The sequence below is a fragment of the Paracoccus sp. SY genome (assembly GCF_002901215.1).
In the GTDB taxonomy this organism is placed as follows: Bacteria; Pseudomonadota; Alphaproteobacteria; order Rhodobacterales; family Rhodobacteraceae; genus Paracoccus; species Paracoccus acridae.
In genome coordinates, this window is record NZ_NWMQ01000002.1 from 263941 (window position 1) to 289701 (window position 25761).

General features: G+C 60.2%; 31 protein-coding genes. 24 read left to right on the forward strand and 7 right to left on the reverse strand.

Annotation, left to right across the window (positions count from 1 at the left end):
- Positions 1–38 precede the first annotated feature (38 nt).
- On the reverse strand, positions 39–623 hold the full coding sequence (locus CK944_RS22775; protein WP_158247944.1) for a hypothetical protein: 585 nt from the start codon (positions 621–623) through the stop codon (positions 39–41).
- Between the two features lie 85 nt (positions 624–708).
- On the opposite strand from CK944_RS22775, the gene CK944_RS03250 reads away from it, so the two are divergent.
- The 3 genes from CK944_RS03250 to CK944_RS03260 are packed head-to-tail and all read left to right on the forward strand — an operon-like array spanning position 709 to position 3555.
- Positions 709–1005, forward strand: a complete 297-nt coding sequence (locus CK944_RS03250; RefSeq protein WP_205048999.1) for a hypothetical protein — start codon at positions 709–711, stop codon at positions 1003–1005.
- Positions 989–2212 (forward strand): PBSX family phage terminase large subunit, encoded by a 1224-nt coding sequence (locus tag CK944_RS03255; protein ID WP_103171592.1) that lies wholly within the window; start codon positions 989–991, stop codon positions 2210–2212. The genes CK944_RS03250 and CK944_RS03255 overlap by 17 nt, the downstream gene beginning before the upstream one ends.
- Positions 2212–3555 carry a DUF4055 domain-containing protein gene (locus CK944_RS03260; protein ID WP_103171593.1) on the forward strand — a complete coding sequence of 448 codons (1344 nt, stop codon included), beginning with the start codon at positions 2212–2214 and terminating at the stop codon, positions 3553–3555. The genes CK944_RS03255 and CK944_RS03260 overlap by 1 nt, the downstream gene beginning before the upstream one ends.
- A gap of 7 nt (positions 3556–3562) precedes the next feature.
- Here the strand turns inward: CK944_RS03260 and CK944_RS22780 are convergent, their stop codons facing one another.
- Complete coding sequence (locus tag CK944_RS22780) at positions 3563–4486, reverse strand: DUF4145 domain-containing protein (RefSeq protein ID WP_146038589.1); 924 nt, start codon at positions 4484–4486, stop codon at positions 3563–3565.
- Here CK944_RS22780 and CK944_RS03265 point away from each other — a divergent pair.
- From CK944_RS03265 to CK944_RS03325, 13 genes are all read left to right on the forward strand, one after another.
- The gene (locus CK944_RS03265) at positions 4436–5215 is read left to right on the forward strand and encodes a hypothetical protein (protein WP_103171594.1); all 780 of its coding nucleotides are present in this window, start codon (positions 4436–4438) and stop codon (positions 5213–5215) included. The two genes, CK944_RS22780 and CK944_RS03265, sit on opposite strands and share 51 nt — an antisense overlap.
- 95 nt (positions 5216–5310) lie before the next feature.
- Positions 5311–6315, forward strand: a complete 1005-nt coding sequence (locus CK944_RS03270) for a hypothetical protein (RefSeq protein ID WP_103171595.1) — start codon at positions 5311–5313, stop codon at positions 6313–6315.
- Between the two features lie 53 nt (positions 6316–6368).
- On the forward strand, positions 6369–6764 hold the full coding sequence (locus CK944_RS03275) for a hypothetical protein (RefSeq protein WP_103171596.1): 396 nt from the start codon (positions 6369–6371) through the stop codon (positions 6762–6764).
- 424 nt (positions 6765–7188) lie between these two features.
- The gene (locus tag CK944_RS03280; protein ID WP_103171597.1) at positions 7189–7647 is read left to right on the forward strand and encodes a hypothetical protein; all 459 of its coding nucleotides are present in this window, start codon (positions 7189–7191) and stop codon (positions 7645–7647) included.
- A complete protein-coding gene (locus CK944_RS03285) occupies positions 7644–8066 on the forward strand; it encodes a hypothetical protein (protein ID WP_103171598.1) in 423 nt (140 codons plus the stop codon). The genes CK944_RS03280 and CK944_RS03285 overlap by 4 nt, the downstream gene beginning before the upstream one ends.
- Positions 8067–8357: 291 nt before the next feature.
- Positions 8358–9287 carry a hypothetical protein gene (locus CK944_RS03290; RefSeq protein WP_158247945.1) on the forward strand — a complete coding sequence of 310 codons (930 nt, stop codon included), beginning with the start codon at positions 8358–8360 and terminating at the stop codon, positions 9285–9287.
- A complete protein-coding gene (locus tag CK944_RS03295) occupies positions 9287–9721 on the forward strand; it encodes a hypothetical protein (protein WP_103171600.1) in 435 nt (144 codons plus the stop codon). Before CK944_RS03290 ends, CK944_RS03295 begins: the two co-directional genes overlap by 1 nt.
- The gene (locus tag CK944_RS03300; RefSeq protein WP_158247946.1) at positions 9718–10092 is read left to right on the forward strand and encodes a hypothetical protein; all 375 of its coding nucleotides are present in this window, start codon (positions 9718–9720) and stop codon (positions 10090–10092) included. The genes CK944_RS03295 and CK944_RS03300 overlap by 4 nt, the downstream gene beginning before the upstream one ends.
- Before the next feature lie 108 nt (positions 10093–10200).
- On the forward strand, positions 10201–10680 hold the full coding sequence (locus CK944_RS03305) for a phage tail tube protein (RefSeq protein ID WP_103171602.1): 480 nt from the start codon (positions 10201–10203) through the stop codon (positions 10678–10680).
- Positions 10681–10714: 34 nt separating this feature from the next.
- Positions 10715–11263 (forward strand): hypothetical protein, encoded by a 549-nt coding sequence (locus CK944_RS03310; protein ID WP_146038590.1) that lies wholly within the window; start codon positions 10715–10717, stop codon positions 11261–11263.
- Between the two features lie 74 nt (positions 11264–11337).
- The gene (locus tag CK944_RS03315; protein WP_103171604.1) at positions 11338–11658 is read left to right on the forward strand and encodes a hypothetical protein; all 321 of its coding nucleotides are present in this window, start codon (positions 11338–11340) and stop codon (positions 11656–11658) included.
- An 8-nt stretch (positions 11659–11666) separates the two neighbouring features.
- Positions 11667–12071, forward strand: a complete 405-nt coding sequence (locus CK944_RS03320; RefSeq protein WP_103171605.1) for a hypothetical protein — start codon at positions 11667–11669, stop codon at positions 12069–12071.
- A 697-nt stretch (positions 12072–12768) separates the two neighbouring features.
- Positions 12769–13047, forward strand: coding sequence for a hypothetical protein (locus CK944_RS03325; RefSeq protein ID WP_103171606.1), 279 nt, complete (start codon positions 12769–12771; stop codon positions 13045–13047).
- Positions 13048–13111: 64 nt separating this feature from the next.
- Here CK944_RS03325 and CK944_RS22790 read toward each other — a convergent pair whose 3' ends face one another.
- From CK944_RS22790 to CK944_RS03340, 4 genes are all read right to left on the reverse strand, one after another.
- On the reverse strand, positions 13112–13408 hold the full coding sequence (locus CK944_RS22790) for a hypothetical protein (protein WP_146038592.1): 297 nt from the start codon (positions 13406–13408) through the stop codon (positions 13112–13114).
- A gap of 47 nt (positions 13409–13455) precedes the next feature.
- Positions 13456–13668: a hypothetical protein gene (locus tag CK944_RS03330; protein ID WP_103171607.1), complete on the reverse strand. Its 213-nt coding sequence runs from the start codon at positions 13666–13668 to the stop codon at positions 13456–13458.
- A complete protein-coding gene (locus CK944_RS03335; RefSeq protein ID WP_103171608.1) occupies positions 13665–14378 on the reverse strand; it encodes a DUF4145 domain-containing protein in 714 nt (237 codons plus the stop codon). Before CK944_RS03335 ends, CK944_RS03330 begins: the two co-directional genes overlap by 4 nt.
- A 185-nt stretch (positions 14379–14563) precedes the next feature.
- Positions 14564–15100: an Arc family DNA-binding protein gene (locus tag CK944_RS03340; RefSeq protein ID WP_103171609.1), complete on the reverse strand. Its 537-nt coding sequence runs from the start codon at positions 15098–15100 to the stop codon at positions 14564–14566.
- 106 nt (positions 15101–15206) lie between these two features.
- Between CK944_RS03340 and CK944_RS24185 the strand changes: the two genes are divergently transcribed.
- The 6 genes from CK944_RS24185 (at position 15207) to CK944_RS22795 (ending at position 18150) form a co-directional block, all read left to right on the forward strand.
- Positions 15207–15422: an Arc family DNA-binding protein gene (locus CK944_RS24185; protein ID WP_103171610.1), complete on the forward strand. Its 216-nt coding sequence runs from the start codon at positions 15207–15209 to the stop codon at positions 15420–15422.
- A 25-nt stretch (positions 15423–15447) separates the two neighbouring features.
- Positions 15448–16296: an ORF6N domain-containing protein gene (locus tag CK944_RS03350; protein ID WP_103171611.1), complete on the forward strand. Its 849-nt coding sequence runs from the start codon at positions 15448–15450 to the stop codon at positions 16294–16296.
- Positions 16293–16742: a hypothetical protein gene (locus CK944_RS03355; protein ID WP_103171612.1), complete on the forward strand. Its 450-nt coding sequence runs from the start codon at positions 16293–16295 to the stop codon at positions 16740–16742. The genes CK944_RS03350 and CK944_RS03355 overlap by 4 nt, the downstream gene beginning before the upstream one ends.
- A 74-nt stretch (positions 16743–16816) precedes the next feature.
- Complete coding sequence (locus CK944_RS03360; RefSeq protein WP_146038593.1) at positions 16817–17248, forward strand: hypothetical protein; 432 nt, start codon at positions 16817–16819, stop codon at positions 17246–17248.
- Between the two features lie 114 nt (positions 17249–17362).
- On the forward strand, positions 17363–17695 hold the full coding sequence (locus tag CK944_RS24315; RefSeq protein WP_158247947.1) for a BrnT family toxin: 333 nt from the start codon (positions 17363–17365) through the stop codon (positions 17693–17695).
- Between the two features lie 14 nt (positions 17696–17709).
- Positions 17710–18150: a hypothetical protein gene (locus tag CK944_RS22795; RefSeq protein ID WP_146038594.1), complete on the forward strand. Its 441-nt coding sequence runs from the start codon at positions 17710–17712 to the stop codon at positions 18148–18150.
- A gap of 516 nt (positions 18151–18666) precedes the next feature.
- On the opposite strand, the gene CK944_RS03370 is transcribed toward CK944_RS22795, so the two are convergent.
- Positions 18667–18957: a hypothetical protein gene (locus CK944_RS03370; RefSeq protein WP_103171615.1), complete on the reverse strand. Its 291-nt coding sequence runs from the start codon at positions 18955–18957 to the stop codon at positions 18667–18669.
- Positions 18958–19023: 66 nt separating this feature from the next.
- On the opposite strand from CK944_RS03370, the gene CK944_RS03375 reads away from it, so the two are divergent.
- Both CK944_RS03375 and CK944_RS03380 read left to right on the forward strand, forming a co-directional pair.
- Positions 19024–23760, forward strand: a complete 4737-nt coding sequence (locus CK944_RS03375) for a hypothetical protein (RefSeq protein ID WP_146038595.1) — start codon at positions 19024–19026, stop codon at positions 23758–23760.
- Positions 23753–25723, forward strand: a complete 1971-nt coding sequence (locus CK944_RS03380; protein WP_103171617.1) for a hypothetical protein — start codon at positions 23753–23755, stop codon at positions 25721–25723. Before CK944_RS03375 ends, CK944_RS03380 begins: the two co-directional genes overlap by 8 nt.
- Positions 25724–25761: the final 38 nt, after the last annotated feature.

Here is a 25761-nt window from a genome sequence, read left to right on the forward strand (position 1 = left end):
AAAACCATTCGCCAGCGGCGGAGGGATGAAACATGCGATCAACCTGGAGAGGTTGGTCCAGGGGACACCGAATTGGGCTGTTTCGGCGCTCTGTCGAGCTTAGTTTTGCCGAGATGGAGAAGGTGATCCTTTCGCACGGCTGAAAGATATTCATGGTATGCAGTGTGGACCTTTTTAGTCGTCTCTGCTGCGTTACGGCGAACCTTAGTTAGTTCTTCTGTCCCTTTGCGAGTGAGGGGATCCTCTGCTCGGCGGGCCAATGTTTGCGCCGTCCTATCCTGTTCATCGGCGTTGTATAAGGCTTCGGCCTTGGCAGCGACATCAGGAGAAGCAAAAAGATAGATTAGTTGCTGCTTTCCAAATAGCTTACGACGTGCATCGACTTCTTCCTGGGGCCTCGGATGGACTCCTCCGTTGCCCCAAGTTTCACGAATTTCCTCGAATAGCGCCAAGAACTCCGCATGAACCTTGCGAACTTCACTAGCTGAGGAAGTGTCCCGGTCAATCTGCTTCTGCTTCAAGTAGACCTTCACGGCTATCCACCAAGCCATGGCTGCGCCTATGACGGCGGGGAGTAAAGGCTTAATTTCGGTCCATATTTGGCAGGCTACAGTGGGCATCATGTTCATTGGCCTTCTCATTGCGTGTGGTGAGATGCTGGCGCCCTGATGGCCGTCTGGAACATGAAAAACAATCGAGGAAATCAAGATGGCGCAGCACGGCGGAAAGCGCCCCGGTGCTGGCCGTAAGCCGGGCCGGGTAAGCAAGGCAAAGCGTGAACTGGCCGACATGGCGAAGGATCACGCAGAGAGCGCCTTGGATGTTCTGGCGGAAATCATGCACGACAACCAGCAGCCAGCGGCAGCCAGGGTATCGGCGGCGAACGCCCTGCTGGATCGGGGATACGGCAAGCCCGCGCAGGCTGTGCAGCTTACGGGCGCAGAGGGCGGGCCTGTGACGTTGGTCACGCGCCGCGTCGTGGATGCCAATGGAACTGGAGATTGACACGCCCAGGTGGGCGCTGCCTCTGTTGCAGCCTGCCCGCTACAAAGGCGTCTGGGGTGGTCGGGCAAGCGGCAAGTCCCACGTCATGGCCGAAAACCTCGTTGAGGCGATGGTCATGGACGCGGACCTTCGGGCGGTTTGCATCCGGGAGGTCCAGAAGTCGTTGAAATTCTCGGCCAAGCAGTTGGTCGAGGACAAGATCAAGGCCATGGGCGTCGGGCATCTGTTCGACGTTCAGGCGGTGGAGATTAAGCGCAAGGGCGGGGCAGGGGTCTGCATCTTCCAAGGGATGCAGGACCACACAGCGGATAGCATCAAATCGCTGGAAGGCTTCCGCATCGCCTGGATCGAGGAAGCGCAGGCGCTGTCGGATAAGTCGCTGCGGCTGCTGCGCCCTACGATGCGGGCGCCAGGCGCGGAAATATGGGCCAGTTGGAACCCAGATCAGCCCGACGATGCGATTGACAAGTTCCTGCGGGGGCAGAAGCCGCCAGAGGGTGCAATTGTCCTGCGGGCAAATTGGCAGGACAATCCGTGGCTGCCCGACGAGATCAAGGCGGAGATCGCCCACGACTGGGCAGGAGACCCGGAAACCTACGCCCATGTCTGGCTAGGGGAATATAACACCCGATCCGAAGCGCAGATCTTCGCGGGCCGTTACAAGGTCGATGAGTTCGAACCAGGCGACGATTGGGACGGCCCATACTTCGGGGCAGACTGGGGCTTCGCCCAAGACCCGACGATCCTGGTCAAGTGTTGGGTGATGCCTGACGGGCGCGTGGCGGTTGAGAAGGAAAGCGGCAAGGTCGGGCTGGACATCGATAAGACCGGCGACCTGTGGGGGCAAGACATCCCCGAGGCGCAGAGGGCCACGATAAGGGCAGACAGCGCCCGACCCGAGACGATCAGCTACATGCAGCGGCATGGCTGGAAGGGCATCACGGGCGTGGACAAGTGGAAGGGCAGCGTCGAGGACGGCGTTGAATGGCTGCGGACCAAGGGTCTGCTGATCCACCCGCGTTGCCAGCGCGCCCAGCGTGAAGCCCGGCTCTACCGCTACAAGGTCAACAAGGCGGGCGATGTGCTGGCGCAGATCGAGGACGCCGAGAACCACATCTGGGACGCTGTGCGCTATGCGCTCGCGCCCTTGATCCGAGCCAGGTCCCAGCCTGAAACGAAGACGACGACGGTAGTAGGGATGTACTGATGGCCGGAACTGTGTCCGACAAGCATCCCGACTGGACGGATCGGGCCGACGAATGGGCAATGATGCGGGCATGCGCCCGTGGCGAGAAGGCGGTGAAGGAGGCCGGCGAAAGCTACCTGCCAATGCCGTCCGGCTTCCGTGCCCAAGGCGACGGCGGGCGGGCGATGTACGCCGCCTATCAGACGCGGGCGCAGTTTTCGGAGATCCTCGCGCCCACGATCCGGGGCATGGTCGGCGTCATTCACCGCACCGAGGCGCAGGTTGAGATGCCAGCCTCGATGCAGCGGCTGTGGGAGCACGCTACAGCCGATGGTCTGCCTCTTGAGGCCCTGCACCGCAGGATTACTGGGGAATTGCTTCTAACAGGCCGCTACGCGCTTCTGGCGGATGCCTCCTCTGAGGGGTCTGACTTGCCTTGGCTGGCTGGCTACACTGCCGAGGCGCTCATCAACTGGTCGCCGGCGCGCGACTTCTTCGTACTGGACGAAAGCGGCCTCCGCCGTGTGGGCTTCCGGTGGCGGGAGCAGAAGGCTTTCCGCGTGCTGCGGATGGAAGATGGCCGGTACAGCGTCGAGACATATACGAACGAAACGCTTGATGCCGAAGCCTTGCAACCGACAGCGCGCGGTGGGGCAGGGCTGACGGAAATCCCGCTGGTCGTAATGGGGCCGAAGGACCTGTCTGTCACGCCAGATGAGCCGCCGCTGATCGGTGTGGCCCGTGCGGCGCTGGCGATGTACCGACTGGACGCCGACTATCGACACCAGCTCTACATGAGCGGGCAGGAGACGCTGGTCATCATCAACGGCGATGCGCCTCAGGCAGTAGGGGCTGGGGTGGTGATCACGCTGAAGGCCAGCAGTGACGAACATCAGCCAGATGCCAAGTATGTCGGCCCGGCCGGAACGGGCATCAAGGCACACCGCCAAGCCATCCAGGACGAGCGAGACAATGCATCAGCGGCAGGCGCGCGGCTGTTCGACAGCGAGAAGAAGGCAGCCGAAAGCGGCGACGCTCTGCGCATCCGGTATGCGGCTCAGACGGCGACGCTGACCTCCATCGCGCTCGCAAGCGCCCAGGGGCTGGAGAAGGCGCTGCGGCACATTGCGGTGATGATTGGCGCATCGCCCAATGAAGTCGTCGTTAAGCCGAACCTGTCGTTCGTAGATGCAACGCTTACCCCGACCGATGCCGCAGCGCTTGTGAGGCTGTGGCAGGACGGGGCTGTCAGCTATCAGACGCTGTACGAGAACTTGCAGCGCGGGGAAATCGCCAGTGCAGAACGGTCGTTTGAGGAGGAATATGACCTGATCCTGAACCCGATGGAGCAGGCCGAGGCTTAACTCCAGCTTACTTTGGCACCGGCTTTTGTGTTGTCGCTTGTCGGCGTCTGGGCTTTGGAGGTACGGCGATCTTTAGGCGATCTGCTTCAGCACGTGTAATTAGGGTTCGCTGGATAAAGCCTTCGGCTATGGACATCATGGTGTCCAACTGGCTTGTGCTAGGACGCCAAGCCCTGTGTGCTGCGGCCCCGCCGGCATCAGTCAAGACAGATAAGAAGTTCTTTTCTGTCAAACCAACAAAGCCTTCATCTTGCAGGTCAGAAAGCTTTTCTCCAAAGCGTTTCGCAGGGTCGATGCCTAATACCTCGGTTGCGCGGTCAAAGGCTGTACGAAGGCCGATGGCTGCAAGGACGTCCAGATCGCTATCCAAAGCAACATATACAGCCTGCATTAGATCATGAAGGCTGGGATCAATCTCTGAAAGGTCGTGAAGCCAATCGGGCCGTTCCCGCTTTATGGGCGAAGGCCAGTGTTCGATCTTATGTTTGTATTCCACATAATCTTCGCCGCTTACCGGGTCGGTGTGGCAGATTTCATCTTCCGAAAAGACTGAGTCTGTTTGGTGGTAAATGGTCTCACATGCGCGGCACTGGAGTATCCGGTGGTCGGTGTGAAGCCAGACAAGATCATACTCCTCGTGTCGGCTCGCGTGACCCATAACATCAGCCCATCTGTCAGGGCCGCAGGCGGGACAGTGCCCTCGGACTTTATCTGGGTCGAACGACATATGTTCTCTCGTGAAGTCATCAGTGGCGGCAAGACTGCTGCACAGCAAAGAGCGACGAGTCAAGATTGTGGGATCGCCCGCACAGCCTTCCAATTCGTAAGTTGTCCAGACCGGCCGCCAGTGTGCGGCCTTTTCTTCTGAAAGGAACGGCCAGTGGCCCTGAAAGCAATCATCGACAGCCTCGACAGTGTCGAGGAACAGCATCGCTCGCTCTACGAGGAAAAGGACGGCAAGTACGTCCTGGCAATCGAAGGGTTGGAAGCCCACCCCGGCGCCGCCGCGTTGAAATCGGCGCTGGATCGTGTCCGCTCCGAAAAACGCGCCCTCAGCGAGAAGCTGACCGGCGCTGAGGCGCGACTGACCGGCCTGCCCGACGACTTCGATGCCGACGAGTACGACCGGCTCAGGGCTGCGGCAGAGGGCAAGGAGCCGCCCGCGTTGGATGAGCGACTTGAACGGCAGCGCACCGAACTGGAAAAGAAGCACGGCGCCGAGAAGGCGAAGCTGGAAGGTCGCATTGCCAAGCTGGATGGCACGCTGCGCAAGACGCTGGTGGATGACGGCCTGACTAAGGCGCTGATCGACGCAGGCGTGTCCAAGGACTTCCTCCCGGCCGCCAAGGCGCTGCTGAAAGAGCGCGGCGCGGTGAAGCTGATCGAGGAAGATGATGAATTCCAGGTGCTGGCTGACAACGGCATCGATGACCGCATGCCCTTGGCAAAGTTCGTAACTGACTGGGCCGCTGATGAAGGCAAGCACTTCGTCGCCAAGCCCACGGGCGGCGATGCGAAGGGCGGCGATGCCAAGCGGTTCACCGACAACCCCTTCGATCCGAAGAACCCGAACCGGACGAAGCAGCAGGAACTAATCATCGCCAACGACGCCAAGGCCCGCCAGATGGCCGAGGCCGTGGGCGTGAAGCCCTACTGGTAACTTCCGGCGCCAGTGGCGCCATTCCCGAGGCCTGCGCCCAGTGGGGCGGCCCAACAATCCCCACTCAATCGTAAACTCGGAAAAGGAGCCACAAGATGGCAACGACCCGTTTGAGCGACGTCATCTACGGCCCGCTCTTCCTCCCCACTACCATCCAACGGATCGCGCAGCTGTCGCGTATCCGCAACTCGCCCATCGTGACCGCAGACGCTGAGCTTCAGCGATTTGCGAACGGCCCTGGCGATCTGGTGCAGATGCCGTTCTGGAACGACCTGTCGGGCAACTCGAACGTCTCGACCGACGACCCCGCCCAGAACGCCACCCCGAACAAGCTGACCCAGGGCCAGGACATTGCCCGCAAGATCCGCCGCAACAACGGCTGGCAGTCGGCGAACCTCGTGGCATCGATGCTGGCAGAAGACCCGCTGGATGCTGTCGCCACGCTGATCGCTGAATACTGGGTGCGTGAAGAACAGCGCATCATGGGTCAGCAGATGGCAGGCATCTTCGCTTCGTCCGGTATGGCAGGAAACAAGCTGGATGTGGCGTCCGAAGATGGTGCCGTCACCCCGGTGCTGCTGGATGCCGAAGTCGCGGCCAATGCCTATGCTCTGCTGGGCGAATACGGCCAGACCCTCTCGGCCGTGCTGATGCACTCGCGGGTGTTCTACAACCTGCGTGCTGCCCGTGCGATCGAGAAGTTCAAGGATCCGGCGACTGGCCTGGACTTCGACATGTGGGACGACAAGGTCGTCTATGTGTCGGACCAGTGCCCCCGTGTCGCTGGCTCGACTTCGGGCTTTAAGTACACCAGCTACCTCTTCGGCAATGGTGCACTGGGCTACGCGGAGGCCACCGGCGAGGGCGGACCCAAGCGCCCTGTCGAACTGGACAGCGTGGCGTCAGCCGGCAACGGCGAAGGCGTCGAGACGGTCTGGTATCGCCGCCACTGGGTCATGCACCCGCGCGGCGTGGCGTTCACCGGCGCCCCGGCCTCTGCCTCCGGCGTCACCGATGCCGAACTGGCAACCGGCGCGAACTGGACGCGGGTCTATGACCCCAAGCTGGTCCGCATCGTCGCAGTCACCACGAACGGCTGACGGGCAGGGGCCGCTTGGCCCCGCCTTCATCACTCCAACCAGAGGACGGACCGATGTCTGACAAAGATGATCCCGTGATGGCCGAGGCAATTGCCCGTGCCGCAGAGTCGCGCGCGCAGATCCTGCGCAGTAAGGCTGCTAAGAACGCCGACTATGACAAGTTGGCGAGTGCAGCCGAGAAGGAAGCCACCAAGGCCGCGCGCCATGCTGCCGGGCTTCCTGAGGAGCAGCCCGATCCCGAGGGCACTGCGCAGCACCTGGCCGATAGCGAAGGCAACTTTCCGGCCAACGCTGAGGTCGCAGCCACTGGCGGTATCGGCATCAAGGGCAGCAACACCAACGTGGGCGCTGGAAAGCCTGCCACCACGCCGGAACAGGCTGGCGAGGCCGTGACCGAGGGCGCGCAGAAGGTCATCGGCGACGAGCCGGTGGGCAAGCGCGGCAAGTAAACCAAGCGGGGCGGCGCATGTCGCCCCAGCTTTCTGTTAGAATGGCGCTTTTGTCGGCCAATCAACGCCACACACTGCCATAACAGCTGCTTTGATGTCTGGGTCAGCCGTGTAACCGTCGCCAGGCTTGCCAGCTTTCTTGTTCATTACTAGGACCTGCAAAGGCGGCAACTTTGCTCGTTTGCAGTATGTCTGGATTACCCCAAGGTACCAAGTGGCGGCTCTATGATGAACGCCGATGAGCTGGGATAGCTCGCCGTAGGTAAACGGATCTGCCTCCTGTCTTCCGACAGCCTTCGCCCTCTTCACTAGATGGGGCCAAGCTGCGCGCGCGCGTTCTAGGTGATCAATCGCCATAGTTACCTCTTAAATCTGAATGCCACGAAGGTGTTGTAGATCGCACTGGCAAGCAAGGATAACCTCTATGGCCGTTAAAGTTGGAAATGTGGCCGCGGACCCGCTGTCGAATTCCTTCATCAGCCTTGCGGATGCCATAGCATATCTGGAACCAGAAGCCGCTGTAGCGGGTACAGGCAGCCCGCTAGAGCAGTTCATGGCCGCAGACACAGCTAAGCAGGAAGGGGCGCTTGTGCGGGCCTCTCGCTGGCTGGCAGGAGCGTTCGAATGGCACCCCATGACAGAGGCTAGCCTGATCCGCCTTGGGCACGTTGCGGCGCGGCTGGCTGCTGAGGGCTTCGGGCGCGAGACATTCGCTGGGGTCGATGCTGCCGGAGTAATCCAATCTGAGACTGTTGGCCCAATCAGCGTCACCTATCGAGACGGCGTGCGGGCAGATGCAGGTGGGCTGGCCTTCGACTGGTTGCGGCCTATGCTGCGCGGTCTGATCGCCAGCGGCAACACAGCCTGGCTGACGCGGGCATGAAGTTCGACTACAGCCGCCCGCGCGCGACAGCGGATCGCCTTATCGAGCGGTTCGGCGCACCAGCCACGATCCACCGGCTGCCTGACTTGGCGCCGGATACGAACGACGACGGGCCGGAATACCCTTGGGAGGTCGAACCCGAGGGCGGGGACGACGACCCGACGACGCATCCTGATCCCGTGCCGATGCAGATCCCGGTGACCGCAGTCGATACCGGCACTCACACCCGATACGACCGGGGCGCAGACGGGGCGCTGATCCCACGAACCGTGAGGGTGATCCTGATCGCCGCCGCCCGTGCAGAGCCGAGGATGGGCGACCGGATTGTCATGCTCGACGGACCGCATGAGATTTCGCGTGTTGCGAGGGTTCAGCCAGGTGATACGGCCTTGCTCTTTGAGGTTGAGATAGCAATCTAGGCCGGGTGTTCTGGTCATTTCATCTGTGGCGGTTTCGGCTGCACCATTCGCAGGGCAATCCGATCATGGCGGCGCAAGCCCTGTGGTCCGATCCTGACATATTCACGATGACCGACGCGATTATCCTTGCAGCATGGGTTGCAGGCATCCGCGCGGAACTGACCCGCAGGGGGATGGATGGCCCGCAACCCGACACTGCAACAGATCGAGGCCGTTGAGGCGCTTCTAGCCGGTGCCGAGAAGCAGATCCGCGAGGCCTTCCTTGCAGCAGTCTATGCAGCACGGGGCAGGGTGGATCTGGGGGCGCTGATCGACGCCCTGGAACGGCGCGACATCGAGGCGACAATCGAGATGCTGCGGTTCGATCAGTCGCTGCTGTGGCCGCTTGAGGAGGCTGTGCGTGGCACGTTCCTGCAAGGTGGGGCATCGGTAGCCGGAAGCCTGCCAGCAGGCTTGCAGGGGCGCTTCGGGTTCAATGGGCGGCATCCGAGGGCGGAGGCAGAGATTGCCCGCATTGGGGCTGATCTGGTGGTCACGATAGAGCGGGAGCAGAACGAGGCGATCCGCACCGTGATCTTGGACGCGGCAGAACGCAACCGGCCGTCCGGCGAAACTGCCTTGGACATCATCGGCAGGGTTGTCCGTATCGGCCCCGAGAAGGGCCAGCGGACGGGCGGCATCGTCGGCCTGAGTGAGCCGCAGACCCAGCGATATCTGTCTGTGCAGCGCCTGATGGAGACCCCGGAGGGCGTGCAGGATCTGGTGGTTAAGAAGGACGGCAAGCTGACCGTCCGTTACAAGGTCAATCTGGCAACGAAGCAGCGCATCCTGCGGGCCTATAAGGCGGGCACGGCTGTTCCTGCGCCTGATCGGACCATCAGCAACCGGGAATACAAGAACAAGCTGCTGCAAGAGCGCGGCCAACTGATCGCCCAGAATGAGGCGCACGTCGCCCAGGCTGCGGGGCGGCATGAGGCATATCAGCAGATGGCCGAACGCGATGACGTGGAAGCGGTCACGGTCAAATGGATCCACGGGTTCAGCCGCGACTTCCGGCCCGATCATCTGCGCATGAATGGCGAGGTCCGGCGCCTCGGAGAAGGCTTCGTGATGGATGATGGCGTGGTGATGATGCACCCGCATGATCCGGCAGGTGGGGTGAAGCATTCGGCTTTCTGCCGCTGCACTGCCTTCTACCGAGCAATCCCTCGGAGGGTCTGATGGCTGGCAAGTTCACGGCTGACCTGTCCCGCCTCTGCGAGAAGGCCAAGGACAACCTCGAATACATCGCCAAGCAGGCGGTGCAGGACGTGCTGGAAGGCGCGCAGACCACGCAGCGCGGCATCACCCAAGGGGCCACCGGCTTTGAAACTGGCAAGATCCCAGTCGGCCTGACCTCCGATCTGGTCAACAGCCTGACGGTGGACGGCAAGAAAGGCGCAGATGCTTATGTGCTGGCCCTTGCCGACCTGAAGCTGGGCGACGTGATGGAGTTCGCGTGGACCATGCCCTACGCCGCCCGTATCGAGTTCGGCTTTGTCGGCACGGATAGCAAGGGCCGGGAATACGAACAGGCCGGCCGCTTTTTCGTGGGCGAGAATGCGGCCAAGTTTCAGCAGTTCGTGGAAGCGCGGGCCAAGGAGGTCAGCAAGTGAAGCCCTCCGCCGTGCAAAACCGGATCGGCCAGCATCTGGTCGGTCTGGGCAAATCCGTCGTGTTCCCCAATAAATCCGGCCCCATCCCGGCCAAGCCCTACTTGGTCATGCAGAACCGCAGCCGGACCGACGTCGACGGCGCTTTAGCAGGCGGGAAGGGCTACAGCGAGGGTAGCCAAGCGGTTGTGGTCGTGGGCGAACTGAACGCCTTCGCTACCGCAGCCGATGACCTGGCCTATGCCGTCAAAGAACGCTTCCCGAAGGCCCTGCGCTTGGGCGGCGTCACGATCCGGGGCGCATCCGTCCAGGGCGGCTATACGACCGAAACCGATTACCGCGTGCCCGTCATCATCGACTGGATCGCGACCTAGCTTGCCCCGCCTCGGGCTGCCCACCTGGGCGAACAGGGGCAAACAACCAACCTGGGACGCAACCTCCGCCATTGGCGGCTGTCTCGACATGCTTGAAAGGGCAAACCAATGGCCGACAATCTGACCACCGGCATCGGGACGATCCTCTACGTCTCCGCCACCATCCCCGCGACCTTGGATGAGGCCGGCTTTGCTGCCATCACCGGCTCCGGCTGGGTTGAAGTCGGGGAAATTACCGAGATCCCCGACTACGGCGGCACCTCCGAAGTCGTTACCCACACGCCCCTGAAGACCGGCGTGCAGGAGAAATTCCACGGCGCCGAGAACGCCGGCTCGCTGCAGATCCCGATGGCTTATGACCCCTCGGACGCGGGCCAGGCGATCCTGAAAGCCGCCAAGGCTGACAAGAAGCAGCGCGCCTTCCGGGTCGAATATCCCAAGGTCGATGTGGCGGCGACTGCCGGCCGCACCGACTACTTCGTCGGCAAGGTGTTCGGCGTGACCCGTGGTGCCACCACGGGCGGCGTCGTTTCCGGCACGGTCACGGTCGAACTCGACATGGAGCCGATTGAGGTCGCGGAAGACTGATCCGGCGCAAGTCGGGTATCGGGCCGGAGCGTCGGTGCAGCGTTCCGGCCCATCATGCACCAGCACCAACAGGATCACCCACATGGACTTTTTGAAGCAATTCGACGCGCGCGGCGCGGCTGAAACTGCACGCGAAATGGAACTGCGTGACCAATCCACGGGCGAGGTCATCACGAACGGCGGCAAGCCCTGTATCGTGCTGGTCAAGGGCGCATCGAGCCGGACCATTCAGGCCGCTCTGCGCGAGGACGAGATTGCCCGGGCCAAGAAGGCCAAGGCGGCGAAGGATGCCAGTGGAGAGGTGGACACGCAAACCGCCGAGGACCTGCATCAGGCCACCTGCAAGGCTGCCAGCCGGTTCATCGCCGGGTTCAAGAACATGCAGACCGTGGGCGAGGATGGGAAAGCGCGAGACCTGGGCGCAGATGACATCCCTGCCTTCATTGACCTGACATTCATCAGTCTGCCGCACCTGATGCGCGAGAAGGGCGACAACGAATGGCGCAAGCCGTCCTTCGCCCAGCAGGTGCTGGACTTCGCTCAGGATGACGCCGCTTTTTTGGCGAAATCCGGGAAAGCCTGACCCTCTACGCCCGGCAACTGGGCTGGCTGCACGCCCTGCACAAGCGGGGCGACAAGGAGAGCGACAATACGCGGATGGAGTTGCGCCGCAGTGCTGGCGCACCCCTCAACCTGCCTGAGCCGCTGGCCCGCCGTGATCTGCTGGATTGCATGATGGCGGATGACGGCATCGGCTGGACTTCGGTTGGCATGGATCACCGGCCGCTGCCGTGGTCGGAGATCGTAGCCTTCGCGGCGCATCAAGGGCTGGACGAATGGGAGCGCGGGACGATCCGCGCCTTGTCAGTGGCCTATCTGGATGGCCGAAACTGCACGGCAGAGCCGAACGCGCCGAAGGGCAGGGAAGGCAAGCTGGCTATGGCGGCCGCAATTGGTGCGGCACTGCGCAGCAGATGAAGGAACGGATGATGCTGAAAACCAATGACGACCGCACCCTATTCTGGGACGTGGGTGGCGGCAGGATCGAAAGCATCATGACGGGCAAGACTGTCGCAACGGTCCACCTCGACAACATCACGGCCGACGAAGCCTACAACGTCATGAACGCTACGCTGGACGCTTTGCATCAAGTATTCGCTCCGCCTAAAGACGAGGCGGAGCATCGGATGCTGCCCCGGTCAGCCTGGACCTTCAAGATCAGCCACGGGATGCTACTGGTTTGTCGGAAGCACCTTGTCTCGCCGGACGGAACTCACGCCGTGTGCTGGGAACGCGTCAGCTTCGACGGATCAGATCCTGCGGATGACCTTGTCGCCCAGAAGGATCTTGAAGGCCTGACCTTCAGACCCGTCGAGCGGAGTAACGTCTAAGCCATCGTCAAGGACGTAATCGATGGCCCCGCCACTTGTCTCAGAAGGCCTGCCAAGCGGCCTATATGTTACCTGCCGCTGGCGGACAACGACCGTATAAACATTGCCTTCGTCATCCTCGCAATCGAAGCGTTCAACTTCTTCCATCCCATTCCCCTGAGTCGTTCCCGCCCATCACGCCCCTAGGCAGGGTCGCGAGTCTAGCAGGAACATCCCGAAGTATTCCGTCTATGCATCTTCTCTTCAGGTGGTCGCGTTGACGCTCGATAGTACCGGGAGAGCGCTCATGACTAAGCTATCTGTTCTACTCGTTGCGGTCATGGGGTTGGCAGCCTGTGAACCAGCATTGAAGACCGCGCCTCCGCCCGAAGCGTCAGACCGTCCAATGGATGAGGTGCCAGTCCAAATGACGCTGGCGAATGGTGACAGGCATTACAGCTTCAAAAGCGGATGTGTTGTTATACTGGAGCCGACAGCAGCCGTGGTTCGTTCTGAGCAGGGAGCGTGCGAACTTCACCACCGCGATATCGCCCTGCTGTATGCTTCAGGGGATTGAGCAGGGCCTGCTCAGTGCCGTGTAACAGCCCTGTTACAGGACATTCGGCGGGTGGCGGCCGGAGGGTCAAACCTCACGTGCAGCTTGTTTGTTGTACGACAATTGATATGTTTTCATTGTGTTCTGCTATCGAGGGAATAGATGGACGGCGGGGTGACACTGAGGACCGATGACCTGATCACCGCTGCGCTGGATCGTCTGGACAGGGCTGCAGAAGAAACCCTGTACGAGGACTTGCGGGGCTATGACGATGTGAACCGCGCTCTCAACCTGATTTGCCAGCTGCATCCGCAAGGTGAACACTTGGCGAAGGTGTGGCGAGAGGTTTTGGAGTACAAGAAGCCCCGACTGCGGTCGAAGGAGTTGGCCAGTCTCGCAGGCAGGCTGCGGGAGGGGTGGGGATCGCTTCCTTCGTCCTAGTCGGCGGGGCTGTGACTGCTTTTCCGGTGCAATTAATTAGCTGGCGATGAAATGGGGCGACAATTCAGCCTTCTCGGTTAGATCTATGTGCGCTCCGCGCAGCTGCAATTTCTTCTAACGTGGGCGCATGATCGTCATCTGGATCGTGAGCGACATACTCCCAGTCTGGAGGGAGGGAAGAAATCGTGAGGTTTGAACACGATAACTCCTTCCTCAAAGCACGTTCCATTTCGGAGACCTGCAGCTTACCCAAGCCTGGCAGCCAGCACCGCTTAACGGCTGCGAACTCTTGCCTGAACTTAGGGTTGAAGTTTTTGATCAAGGCGCATTCATCTGCTAAAAATTCTTCGGAAGTTGTCATGAGGAGGACCTTTCGAGGGTGAAGCTCAATGCAGGCAGAGACGTCGGCTACTCATGTCGGGCGAAGATCACTCTATCCCAGGCCTCATAAGGGCCAGCTTGAGAATGGAACATCGCCCAGTCCGTTTGAGTGCGAGAGAATTCCAGGATGGACTGCTGGAAAAGCGTATGACCTTCGGGGGTGTCATCAACAGGCCGTGCGATGAAGCCTTGGGGGTCCGGTTCGACACGCGTGTGAGGGATGATCGGCAGATCGGTCATGGGGTGCTTCCTTCTTCTTTAGGCAATCCCTGCGCTCTGCGGACTTTCTCAGGGAGCGTGTAAAGGTAGGTCAGCAGCGTGAACGCGAACTCACGTGCTGGCTCGATCTCTTCGCGGCTGTCAAAATCATGATCGTCGTCATGAAGGGCAAAGTTGCCGTCGTTTTTAACTATCCGGATCCAGTCGAGCATAGCTGGCGGCAGCAGGTTGGTCTTTTCCAACATCCCGATCTTGGGACCAAGCATCTTGCCTTTAGCCTCTTCACTTAGAAGCGGCGTGACAGCCCGATCTACTGCCTTTCGATAACCCCCAGCAGCAAGGTTCCAGATGCCCTGAGAGTATGCCTTTTCTGCATCGAGGTAGGCCCTGAGAATAGGCGGAGGTAGATGCTCAGGCGCTGACGGTTTGGCTGGCGATGGTGCTTGAAAAACAATTTCAAGGTCTGCGTGATGTCCTTGAAACTTGGCTGTGCCTGACAGATCGCCTGCCGATTTCTCAAGTGCGGGCGGCGCTAAACAACGACCTTTAAAACCGGCAACGACCATGCGTCCGCATGGTCCACACACCCCTGAAGCGTCGAAGGTATAAGTTGAACTGCGATCTCGATCAGATCGAGAAGGGGTGGTGCTGGTGACGACTATCTTGTGGATGTAGAATGGAGAGTGCGACACCATGCAGTGTGGACAGTCGAGTGACATGAACAACGACACGCAAAATCTCCTTCGTGGAATGCTACACCAGCATAATGACACGATCGGTCTGTTTGACCGCCTGATCGCAGAGTACCGGGCAACTGGTGACGCCGGGAAGCAAGAACTGTTCGCGGCAGTTGCGGCCGAGCTAGCGACGGCCCAGGCAGCGGTCAGGGCGACAGCGGGCCGGAGGTTGTAAGCACTTACTGTTCGTCGGGTTCAAGGAAGGTGTCCTCGGCAAAGGGTTTTAGACGCTCAAGCAGCGCAGGGAATGCTGGTGACTTGTCAATGTCCAGGATCAGAACCTTAAGTTCCTTGGCGCTCGCGACGACCTTCTCGTCCGTTACCTCTCCGGCACCCACAATGACTCCAGCGTTAGAGCCAAACCGCTTTTTTGCCCTACTTACTCTTTCCACGTGCTCGACTGTTAGCTGGGAGAGAGACATTTTGCAGTCAACCGAAACGGCTATCGGTCCTTTGAATGCAATCATGTCGATGCCTTGGCGCTGGATGTCCATGCCGCTTTCTACACTCCATCCGAAATCCAGAAAGAAGGCTTCTACTCCTCGCTCAAAAACGTTCATTGCATGGGGTGCCGGATACGCGCTTTCCAACGTCGCAATGATCTCGGCATTCATGCTGCGATTGTTCGCCTCTGCGGCAGCCTTGATACGGTCGCGCATCCCGTCAGGGAGGCGGACGATGAACTTGTCGCTTTCGCGGGTAGTAGGGGCTGCCATAGCGATTCTCCGAATTGCTGGCACCGTGCCTTAAATTTATTCTTGACGCCATGCGTGGCACGGTGCCATATGGTGGCATGGCGCGGTGCCATAGCGAAAGAAGGACATGACAAGCAGGGAAAGCGACAAGTTCATGCTTCGGCTGCCTGACGGTTGGCGAGAAGCAATCAAAGCGCGGGCGGCGATCAATCGCCGGACCATGACACAGGAAATCCTGACGGCGCTTGAGAGTGTCGTGGGAGAGGCAGCGGGGGGCAAACTTGCCGGTGAGGCCCCCGCTGCCGGGAACGAAAACGCCGCGTTCGAGCGCGGCGCTGTCTAACCATCATGGCAAAGGAACTGCCACAATGACTGCGATGCAGAATATCACCAACCTACCGGCGGTGCAAATTGTCGGAACAGAGGTCCATAAGATCATCTACAAGGGCGATCCTGTGATCACCTTCGCTATGGTGGATGAAGTCCATCAGCGGGCGGAGGGAACTGCAGGGCGCAACTTTCGGGACAACCGAGATCGGTTCATCGAAGGAGAGGATTTCATCACGGAGAAGCTCGACGTTTTGCGTCGGGGTTTCCCCGGGGTCTTTCCCGCTCGTGGGGGTGGCGATACCATCCTGCTGACCAAGCGCGGCTACCTAAAACTGGTCAAGCCGATGAACGATGATCGCGCTTGGGAGGTCCAGGGCGAAATGATCGACCGCTACTTTGCGGTTGAGCTGATGGCACCTGTCGCCAAGAGGATTGCCAAGTCAGACTCACGGGAGGTTCGCCTCACGATGAAAGAACTGGTTAAGTTCGGCAAGTTGGCTGGCTTCGAAGGTTCTCAACTCGCGATCTACGCTAGCAGGGGAACGAAAGCCCTGACCGGCGTCGATCCGATGGAGCAGATGGGCATGACGGCCTTGCCTGCCCCGGACAGCGAGGCCCTTCTTTGCCCTTCCGACATCGGCGCTGAACTTGATGGCCGTTCAGGTCAGGCGATCAACCTGCTTCTAACTGGTTACGGTTATCAGACTGCCTTCCGTGACAGGAAAGGCAAGATTGCTTACGAGCCGACCGAACAAGGCAGGGCCGCTGGGGCGGTGATGGTCGATGTACGCCCAGATCACGACAGGGGCGCACCGAAGCGGCAACTTCGGTGGCCGCACAGCATTGTGGAGCGGTTGCGGGCCGATCTGAAAGGCGGTGCCGCGTGAAGCGTGCCGAGAAGCTTGGTGAAGCAACTATCAACGGCAAGCAGGTGTCTATTTTCACGCCGCCCCATGACGAACCGGATTTTCCGTGGGTAGACGCATATGAGCTTGCCCGTGCGTTCTTGCCGAAGCCAGCGGCGAAAGAGATCGTCGAGCGGACAAAGCGGTTCAGCAAAGGGCCATCTGCCGTGGCTACTACGCGGAATGGCGGAAAAGTCTCCATCATCATGTGCCACGCCATGGCTCAAGGACTGATGGGGTCGATAGATGACCTGAGCGGACATTCCGATAGCGAAGACGGTGCATGGCCCGATGGTGGTCCTGCGTTCCAGGAATACAGCATCAATGCCGGACGCTTCATGGCCGATAACTGGCCGCTGTCGTTTGAGGACTTGATGGCTGCTTTCAAGAACCAAGGCGGACCCTTCATGCGGAACGCCGTAGTCTGACTAAACGGCCGCGCGAGAAGGGATCAACTTCCCACGCGGCCTAACCATCAACCTGATCAATGGGAGATCAGATCATGGCTCAGGCCGAATATAGCGGCATGTCCGCTGCAATCCAAGGAAACACCGTTTCGCGTCGGCGCCTTCTCGCGGCATCCCCCGCAGCCTGCCTTATGGCGGCTGTCGGCGGTGCCTACATTGCCGGTGCAGAAGCTGCCGGTGCAACTGAGGCCGAAACCCGAACGCCGCTCGAAGCCCTCTTTGATCGCTGGCTGGTTCTGGACGCGGAAGAGCGCCGCATCTACGCCGAAAGCGACGACGAGGACGAACATGGTGACGCGACAGATCGCAAGATCGAGGTCGAAAACCAGATGCGGGCAGCCCCGAAGCTCAAGATCACCGATGTAGCCCTGATGATCCTGGCAAGCACCGATTATGGGTTGTTCGGGCTGTCCGACGAATGGCGGGAGCAGTTCCGGGACGAAGCCCGTGTGCTGATCGCAGCATAACGAAACCGGCCCTCAGGTCGTGGCAGGGGCGGGTGATCGCCCTTGTCAATGACAATCATCTTGGAGAATCAACATCCTTTTGCTTTATAGACAAAACCTTGCGGGATTTGTCATTTGCCTAGAGTTGTTGACGGACCATTTGAATGGGACTCTGCCAAGGAGCAGGAGAACATCGGCAAACACGGCATTAGCTTCGCGCAGGCTAAGTCCTTATTTCGCAAGACGTCTTTACGACGCGCAGCAAAAGTATCACCTAATGAGCGCAGGGAAATGTTCATCGGGGAACCGCATCCCCCAGTGAACAAGTTGTCAGGACATCAAGACAACGTGTGGAAGGTGATTTTCACTATTAAAGTGGATAGTGGTGGGATTCGCCGCTTCCGCATCATATCTTGTCATGACGCGAATGCTGGTGAACGCGCCGCGTATCGGGCTTTTTCCAGTTAGGGAAAGGATGTGCAATGAAGACGATGCCAGTCACAGGAACGCAGTTTGACCTCTTGGTCGAAGAGGGCGCTGACCTGGGTGCATTCTTCGAAGATGCTCCTATTCCTGATCATATTGTGGACACGCCTGAGGCACTCTTGGAATTCATCGCGACTGAACATGCCGATCTTGCGCTACCGGCCATCCCCCTTGGCACAGGTGATGTCTTCGGTGCTTGGATCAGTGGCGCAGATCTTAAACTGGGCGGCACAGGCGTTCTTGCAGACTTCGATATCGCGGTGAGAAAGAGTCAGCGAAAGCCCTCGAAAAACTTCATCAAACATGCTGAAAGAATTGCGAAATCTTTTAACGCAGCACCAAGAAAGAAGAAGCCGTCTGTAATGCGGGATGAGTATCTGACAGCCGCTCTTGCAGGATATGTGGCTCCGCCGTCCGGAAGATCTGCGAAGAAATGATGGCCAACTAAGGCTTGTGTGAGCGCCCCTTCAGGGGCGTTCTGCTATCTCAACGCCTCTTCGGCAATGTAGCATCGCATCCCATCGACGACCATCTGTGCGAAAACAGAGTCGCTAGCCTCTGCGCCAGTAGGGGCGTCCATCATAATAGCGCGTGCTAGCCGCCAAGGCGGAAGTTCGTGCGGATGGCTGAGAGAGTAGCCAATTGCTCGCCTAAGAACGGCAGGCCGAACCGAACAGCCTTTAGAGGCAATAACTGCAACTGCGACTGCCTTAGCCTCAAGCGACGGCTCGGAATTCCGCACATTCCATTCCACCGCAGCGACCCCGATGGCTGTCAACATTGCGGCGGCACCTAAAACATCAAACCACGCCATACTTCCTCCATGCATCAGTTGCTTGGAGGAAGATGGCGTTTTTCTTGAAGAAAATGCGAGGCCTAAATGTCTTCATTCGCCAAGGCTTAGTACAGGCGCCCCCTGAGGAGGCGTTCTGCTATTCTGGTGTAGGGAGAGGTTAGTAGCGGCGCACCTGCCGCTCACGGGGAGCATTCGGCGGAGCTGTAGAAGCATCCTGCTCTTTGGCTACCTGGTCGGTGGCGTCATAGTATTCCCGTCCGATCAGCAGCAGGACAGCACCCAAGGCCGGCATTAAGCTTGCTAAAAACAGGCCTACCTTTTCCGGCTCACCATACCCGGAAAAGGTCAAGACTTCGGTAAGCTGCCATCCGATTACGGCAGGGCCAGCAATGAAAAGCAGGGCGCCAAACCAGCCCAGAGCGCTCAGGCGCTGACGATAAACCGTCATTCTCTAATCCTCTCCAATCCTCGCAGCATTCTGCGGGGATTTTCGTGTTCTGCCAAGGAGGCGCCAGTGACCACAGCAGCGAAACTGGTTCTCATCGCCGACGCATCCAGCCTGAAGCAGGGAGAGAATGCGTTAGACTCGCTGGCCCGAACTGGGGGCCGCGTCGAAGGCAAACTCACTGTGGACATGAAGTCCATTGAAAAGGCTATGGCTTCGCTTGGCGGCGTCATGGGCAACCTCGACAAGACCATGCAGGCTGTTGAGCGTGCGGTCACTGGATCGATGAGCCGGGCGCAGCAGGAGACGACCAAGAGCGCACGGACCTTTGACGATCTGCGACGCGCGATTGATCCAGCGTATGCAGCGTCGCAGCGGTTCGCAGAAGTGCAGGGCGAACTAGCGTCTATGGTGGCGTCTGGCGCGGCCAACCAAGAGCAAGCCAATCAAGTCTTGGAGATCGCCCGCAGCCGATACTTGGGCGTCGCCACGGCGGCGGAACAGGCAGAACAGGCGCAGCGCCAGCAGGCGCAAGCTGTCGCCATGGCGACCAGCAACTACCAGTCTCTGCGCGCCAGTCTCGATCCTATCTATGCCAGCAGCAAGCGTTATGAGGCGGCAATCGAGACGGCAGATGCCGCGCTCAAGGCCAAGATCATCACCGAAGCCGAACATGCCCGCGTGATGAAGATGGCTGAGGCGCAGATGCTGTCTTTGGCACCTGCGACCGAGGCCATTGCGCCAGCGGCTCAAAAGGCTGGGGATGCAACCAGCAAATTCGGCATGGTCGCCAACCAGATCGGCTTCCAGCTTCAAGACGTCTTCGTATCTGCCCCCATGATCGGGTGGTTCCGGGCTGTTGCTCAACAGGCCCCTCAAGTGGCAGGCGCATTCGCCATGCTCGGCGGATCGCTTGGAACAATTATTCCATGGATGGGCACAGCAATAGCTGTCGGGGCCGCAATCCTTCCGATGTTCATGAATGCGGCGGAAGCATCGAATGCGGCAGAAGATGCCGTCAGCGATCTATCGGATGCAATGAGCAGGTATAAAGCAGCTTCGGAGGGCGCCGCGCGTCCTACGGCTGAACTGGCCGCCCAATTCGGCATCAACACGGAAGCAGCGCGCCGCCTCTACGAGGTTATGGCGGATCTGGCGCAACTGGATCTTGCGCAGTCTATGTCCGGCGCCGTCAGCGCAGCATCTGCACAACTGGAAGGACTGAACGAACAGGTTCAAAAGGTCGCTTATTCTGCCACGCTGATGAACGGCATCCTACGTCCAGAAGGTATCTCGATCTTCAAGGATGCCATGGCAAAACTCCGCAGCGAGTATGGCCTGACGGTTGGTCAAGCAGAAAGTCTGAATGCCGCCTTGCAGCGCCTGCAAAACGCTAAGGGCGTGAGGGATCAGGCTGTCGCAGCAGCGGACTTTGTGCGTGTTCTGCGCGATGCCCAAGCGGCAGGTGCGACGATCCCTCCTGAATTGGCAGCGACCGCGCGCCAAATGGCCCAAGCTGCGCAACTAGGCTTGGAATTGAGCGGCACGATGGACAGCAGCGCGGATAGTGCTGCCGCCATTTCCGCAGCATCCTTTGGCATTCCGCCTATTCTCAGCGAAGCCGCGCTGGAGGCCATGAAGCTTGCCCAGAACTTGGGCTTGGCAATGGGACAACTGAGCGCGGTGATCGCAGGTATCCAGACAGCGCAGCGCACCGCCCAGAACATCGCACGCATCAACTTGGAGACCGTTGGTGATCCTGTCGCCCGAGCCGGTGCCATCGCTGAATATAAATTGTTGGAGGAAAGCGGCACGGCTGCTTATGCGGCGATCCGCAGCGGCAGCACGGCGGCGCTACAGGATATCAAGCGTTCCACCGATGCCGTAGCGGAAGGTGCCCGCGTCACAGCGACAATGGAAATCAAAGCCAGTGACGCTGACAAGGCATATGCCAAGCTGGCAGCCGCAGCCGGTAAGGCCGGAAAGGCGGGCAAGAAGGGCGCCAGCGATGCCGCCAAGGAAGCCGAACGCCTGACCAAGGAACTCGACAAGGGTGCAGAGCGGTGGCGCGACATGCTCGACCCGATGAACAAGTATCGCCGGAAGATGGGCGAGTTGGCCCAGCTTACCGGCCGCTTGTCCAAGGACGAAATGGCCGAAGCCCAGAAGCGCCTGAACGTCGAACTGGCGGATAGCCTCCCCCTCGCGGGCGAGTTCGTGGACATCATGTCCAACGGCCTGCTGGACGGCTTCAAGGGCACGCTGTCGAACGTCATGGGCATGTTCAAGAAGTGGCTTGCCGAAATGATCGCGACGGCGTGGAAGAACCGCATTGTCGTGGGGATGGGTGTGAGCGGCGGCGGTGTCGCTGGCGCAGCGGCGGGGTCCGTCCCTGGCGTTCCCGGCATCGGCGGCGCAGGCGGCGTCCTGGGCGGGGCTATGAGCGGCTTGGGCGCCCTCGGTGGCGGCATCCTGTCCGGCGCATCGGGCTTCCTGTCGGCTGCCATGGGCGGTCTGGGCAGTGCTGCGACCTATACCGGTTTCATGCTCAAGGGCGCGACTGCGGGGCTTGCGGGTCTCGGGTCCGCCATCGGTGCGATTGCCCTGCCGGTGGCGGCTGTCGCTGCTGTGTTCTCGTTCTTCAAGAAGAAGACCAAGGAACTGGATGCCGGGATCCGCGTGACGGTGAAGGGCATGGATACGCTGGTCGAGGAATTCCGCAAGACCGAGACCAAGCGGTTCTGGGGACTCTCGAAAAAGACCCGCACCAGCTACGACGAAGCCGACCGGGAAACCAGCGATGCCATCAGCCGCGTCGTGGGCACTTTGCAGGCTGGCGTGATGGAAGCCGCAAAGGTGCTGGGCTTCGGCTCTGCCACCTTCCGCAACTTCGCCCATGAGATGAAGGTCAGCACAAAGGGCATGAGCGAGGATGATGCCCTCAAGGCGGTGCAGGAAGCCATCGCGGGCTTGGGCGACGACTTCGCGGGCATGGTTCCCGGCCTGAACCGGATGCGCAAGGACGGGGAAGGGGCCTCCGATGCCCTGCTGCGCCTCTCGCAGTCGCTGGTGACAGTCAACGGTATCATGGACACGCTGGGCCACCGCTTCCGCGCAGCGGGCCTGTCGGGCGCTGATGCTGCCTCCATGATCGCGGATGCCTTCGGGGGGCTGGATGCCATGGCACAGGCCACGCAGCGGTTCTACGAGGCATTCTACAGCGATGCCGAACGTCTGGCGACCACGACCCGGCAGACCGCGAAGGCCATGGCTGACCTCGGGATCGCCATGCCCAAGACCCGCAATGAATACCGCGCCATCATCGCATCGCTGGATCTGACCACGGAGAAGGGCCGCAAGACCTATGCCGCCATGATTGGCATGGCTGATGCCTTTGACCTGATCCTGCCGCAGATCGGCAGCTTCACGAAGGAGATGGAGAAGCTGCAAGGTCGGGTGACGACCGCCCTGGAGAGCGTCATCGACAAGCTGAGCAACGCGATCAAGTGGAACGCTGCCGCTGCGGCTGACTGGCGCAAGGCTGGCACCAGCATCCGTGAATATCTGGACAAGCTGCGCGGCACGGCAAGCGCCCTGTTCAGCCCGCAGCAGGCTTTGGCCTACAACCGCGCCGTCTATCAGCGCACCCTCGGGCAGGCCATGAGTGGCAACGTGGAGGCAGCACAGGCCCTTCCCGGCGCGGCGCAGACCTACCTAGGCAGCGTGCAGGATACAGCCCGCAGCCGCGTGGATGCCGCACTGGCGCAGGCCCGCGTTGCTGCCGCTCTGGGTAAGGTAGCGACCAAGACCGACACCACTGCCACGGCCTTGGAGAAGGTCGCGGAACTGCAACAGCAGCAGCTGGACCTACTGACAGCCGCGCGGGATCACATTGCGGCCGGGAATGCTCTGACCAAAGAAGGCATCACGAAGCTGCTGGGTCAGCTTGGAGGCTTGGATGCCAAGATCGCGCTGCGGGCCAATGATGCCGGGACCATCGTGGCGGGCTTCAACGAGGGTCTCAAGGGCACGAAGGTTCAGGCGAACGTCAGCGCCACTGTGTCGGGCATTGCGAAGATCACAGGGGCGGAAGGCTTGCAGGGTGCTATGGGCACGCTGCGCGGCGCCCTGGTGGATCTGCGCGCGGCCATTGCGGCGGAGACGAAGCGCCAGCAGGACGCCGTGAAGAAGGCCAATGAGGTCATCAACAAGCCGCCAGTTGCGCCGAAGCCAGCACCGCCCGTAACGCCCGCTCCGGTCAAGCCCCAGACCTACACGCTGGCTGATTACAAGCTGGTCGGCGGTTACGGCCTCGGCGGATCAGAAGGCAACGGCTACTCCTACACCATCCGGGGTCCGCTCGGGGGTGTGCGCACCTTCCGCGATGCCATGGGCACGATAGGCTGGCAGGACTGGATCAAGGGCCAGAACTTCCCCGCCTTTGCCACAGGCGGCACCCATCGCGGCGGGCCTGCCTATGTTGGGGAGAAAGACCTCGAACTGGTCGCGCCGTCCCGCATCTACAGCCCCCGCGAAACCAAGGCGATGCTCGACAACCGCGAGGTCGTGGCGGAACTGAAATCCATGAGGTCGGAAATGTCAGAACTGCGTGCCCATGCCAGGCGCACCGCTGAAAGCGTCGTGCAGACGGAAAAGACCCTGAAACGGGTCGATGCGGTCGGCGTGAAGATCGACCCCGACCAGAACGCAGTCGCTGGCATTGTCGTCAACACCCCTGGCTCAGGCTCGGGCGAGGGTGTTGATACCGACTATGTTGCCATCTTTGAGGCGGCACGAAATGGCTGAATTTGCCCTTGACGCCAACACCCGCGCCTTGGCTGCGGCCATGGGTGCGGCTGTGGGTGAAGTCGCAGCGAAAGCAGACGATGCTCGTGCTGCATCTGTCCCCTTTTCCGGCTACGACGCTGCCTTGGCAGCACCTAAGCTTGCATCACAAACCCGCATTTCTGCCGTGGTCTCGGGCTATCTGGTCGAGTGGGTCCACCAGTCGGGCGGGCCGTGCCTTGGGGGCGGTTGGTCGCCTGCCGGGGATTTCACGCCCATGCACTTCGGGGCAGTAGGCGACGGCGTGACTGATGACGGGGCCGCGATCAATGCGGCACTGGCGGCATATAGATCAATGGTCGAGAGCGTCACAGATGGCGTCGGCCCTGTCGATTTCGACCTGTGCGGACGCACATATAAGACGACCCTCAGTCTGAATGCGACGGGCCTTTCCACCTGGGGATGGGCGATCAAGAACGGGACCATTCTCGGCCACTGCACCGGCAAGCCCGTTCTGGACATGGTGGGTTCGCGCGGCGGCGAGATGCACAATCTCATCGTCTATGGTGACAAGAACAACCGCCCGTCAGTAGGAATTCAGAACGCCCGCGCTGTTGGCGCGGTGAGCGGGAACGAACACGCCTTCAGCGCCAACCAAACCATGTCCCACGTCATGACGCGGGGGTGGTTCTCCATCGTCGGCTTCTGGGCCTATGGGCAGGAAGTCACGACCTATCTGCATTGCGGGTTCTGGAACAACGACCCCAACGGGGCGGCGGCGTTCCATGTCGGGACGGATGATTTCGCCTATCGTGGCGTCCGGCCGATGCGGATGCAGTCCGACTACATGCCCCCGATGACGGGGGAGACCAGCTACATTTGCAACGTCTATCTCAATTGCGACTGGCGCTATCTTCCGCAGGGCAACTCCATATCAGGAACGTCCCTCACCAGGGGTACCACAACCACCTTCAACGCCGCCTTTGCCGCGCCCTTCACGGTTGGGCAAAAGGTGGTCTTTGCGTCCGACACCTACAACCCGGATGCCTATGGCGTTACCGGCTCCGTCTTGTCTGTCACCGGAACGACCGTGGTCGTTGACATCAACTCCACGGGTTGGCCCACCTATGCAGGTCAGGCATACAACCTTTACGGCGCGCAGGATGGCGCAACGGTGGTCTTTGGCCGGGGCCGCGACCACAACTTCACGACCTGTTACATCGTTGCCTTTGGCGGTCCTGCCATGGATGTGGTTTTCGGCACCGGGCAAGACCCGATGGATAAGATCAACCTTGATATGCTGTTCGAAGGGGCTGGTTCGGACAGCTATATTCGCTTCATCACGGAGCGGGCGGGACAGGGGCTAAGCGCATCCAGCATTTCGCTTTATCAGGTGGCGTCCCGAAATAGCTGTCTTGCCGTGCAGGGGTCTTTCCCGGTGGAACTGCGCAGCACGCCGATTTCAGTCGCGGGCCGCAGACAGACTTCGCCCAATGTGTTCGACGCACCGGCTAACTTCGCGATCCGGGGCGGTCCGATCTACACCTATCAGGCAGCGAAAGTTCCCTTGACGGGCTATGCGGCGTTCCGGTCGCGGGTCATCCAGAAGGACACCAACCGGATTTTCGATGTGGGTGCGCAAAGCTATGGCGCACATCAGATCGCTCCTGGGTCAGACGGCTTCTGTTCCATCCAGCTTATGAATGCAGCGAATGCTGTTTCCGGGTTCATCAGGTTTGATCCTGTCAGTGGCGCTTATACGTTTTCAAGCACGGGCACGGCTACTGACTACTTGATGACGGCCACTGCGTTTTACCCGAACGATGATTTCGCTTCAGACCTTGGCATAGACACCAGGTCGTGGAGGACAGTGAGGGCGCAGCAGTTCGTTGCGAATAATGTCGGCGGCAAAACCGGCACATTCACGACTGCGGACGGAAAGACCATCACCGTAGCGGGTGGCATCATCACGGAGATCTCCTGATGACCACGCGCAACCACCTGCCGCCACGGAAGATCTGA

Excerpts from the sequence above, each read along its gene's own strand:
- CK944_RS22775 (WP_158247944.1), bottom strand. The coding sequence starts at position 623 with ATGATGCCCACTGTAGCCTGCCAAATATGGACCGAAATTAAGCCTTTA.
- CK944_RS03250 (WP_205048999.1), top strand. The coding sequence starts at position 709 with ATGGCGCAGCACGGCGGAAAGCGCCCCGGTGCTGGCCGTAAGCCGGGC.
- CK944_RS03255 (WP_103171592.1), top strand. The coding sequence starts at position 989 with ATGGAACTGGAGATTGACACGCCCAGGTGGGCGCTGCCTCTGTTGCAG.
- CK944_RS03260 (WP_103171593.1), top strand. The coding sequence starts at position 2,212 with ATGGCCGGAACTGTGTCCGACAAGCATCCCGACTGGACGGATCGGGCC.
- CK944_RS22780 (WP_146038589.1), bottom strand. The coding sequence starts at position 4,486 with ATGCTGTTCCTCGACACTGTCGAGGCTGTCGATGATTGCTTTCAGGGC.
- CK944_RS03270 (WP_103171595.1), top strand. The coding sequence starts at position 5,311 with ATGGCAACGACCCGTTTGAGCGACGTCATCTACGGCCCGCTCTTCCTC.
- CK944_RS03275 (WP_103171596.1), top strand. The coding sequence starts at position 6,369 with ATGTCTGACAAAGATGATCCCGTGATGGCCGAGGCAATTGCCCGTGCC.
- CK944_RS03280 (WP_103171597.1), top strand. The coding sequence starts at position 7,189 with ATGGCCGTTAAAGTTGGAAATGTGGCCGCGGACCCGCTGTCGAATTCC.
- CK944_RS03285 (WP_103171598.1), top strand. The coding sequence starts at position 7,644 with ATGAAGTTCGACTACAGCCGCCCGCGCGCGACAGCGGATCGCCTTATC.
- CK944_RS03295 (WP_103171600.1), top strand. The coding sequence starts at position 9,287 with ATGGCTGGCAAGTTCACGGCTGACCTGTCCCGCCTCTGCGAGAAGGCC.
- CK944_RS03305 (WP_103171602.1), top strand. The coding sequence starts at position 10,201 with ATGGCCGACAATCTGACCACCGGCATCGGGACGATCCTCTACGTCTCC.
- CK944_RS03315 (WP_103171604.1), top strand. The coding sequence starts at position 11,338 with ATGGAGTTGCGCCGCAGTGCTGGCGCACCCCTCAACCTGCCTGAGCCG.
- CK944_RS03320 (WP_103171605.1), top strand. The coding sequence starts at position 11,667 with ATGATGCTGAAAACCAATGACGACCGCACCCTATTCTGGGACGTGGGT.
- CK944_RS03325 (WP_103171606.1), top strand. The coding sequence starts at position 12,769 with ATGGACGGCGGGGTGACACTGAGGACCGATGACCTGATCACCGCTGCG.
- CK944_RS22790 (WP_146038592.1), bottom strand. The coding sequence starts at position 13,408 with ATGACAACTTCCGAAGAATTTTTAGCAGATGAATGCGCCTTGATCAAA.
- CK944_RS03330 (WP_103171607.1), bottom strand. The coding sequence starts at position 13,668 with ATGACCGATCTGCCGATCATCCCTCACACGCGTGTCGAACCGGACCCC.
- CK944_RS03340 (WP_103171609.1), bottom strand. The coding sequence starts at position 15,100 with ATGGCAGCCCCTACTACCCGCGAAAGCGACAAGTTCATCGTCCGCCTC.
- CK944_RS24185 (WP_103171610.1), top strand. The coding sequence starts at position 15,207 with ATGACAAGCAGGGAAAGCGACAAGTTCATGCTTCGGCTGCCTGACGGT.
- CK944_RS03350 (WP_103171611.1), top strand. The coding sequence starts at position 15,448 with ATGACTGCGATGCAGAATATCACCAACCTACCGGCGGTGCAAATTGTC.
- CK944_RS03360 (WP_146038593.1), top strand. The coding sequence starts at position 16,817 with ATGGCTCAGGCCGAATATAGCGGCATGTCCGCTGCAATCCAAGGAAAC.
- CK944_RS22795 (WP_146038594.1), top strand. The coding sequence starts at position 17,710 with ATGAAGACGATGCCAGTCACAGGAACGCAGTTTGACCTCTTGGTCGAA.
- CK944_RS03370 (WP_103171615.1), bottom strand. The coding sequence starts at position 18,957 with ATGACGGTTTATCGTCAGCGCCTGAGCGCTCTGGGCTGGTTTGGCGCC.
- CK944_RS03380 (WP_103171617.1), top strand. The coding sequence starts at position 23,753 with ATGGCTGAATTTGCCCTTGACGCCAACACCCGCGCCTTGGCTGCGGCC.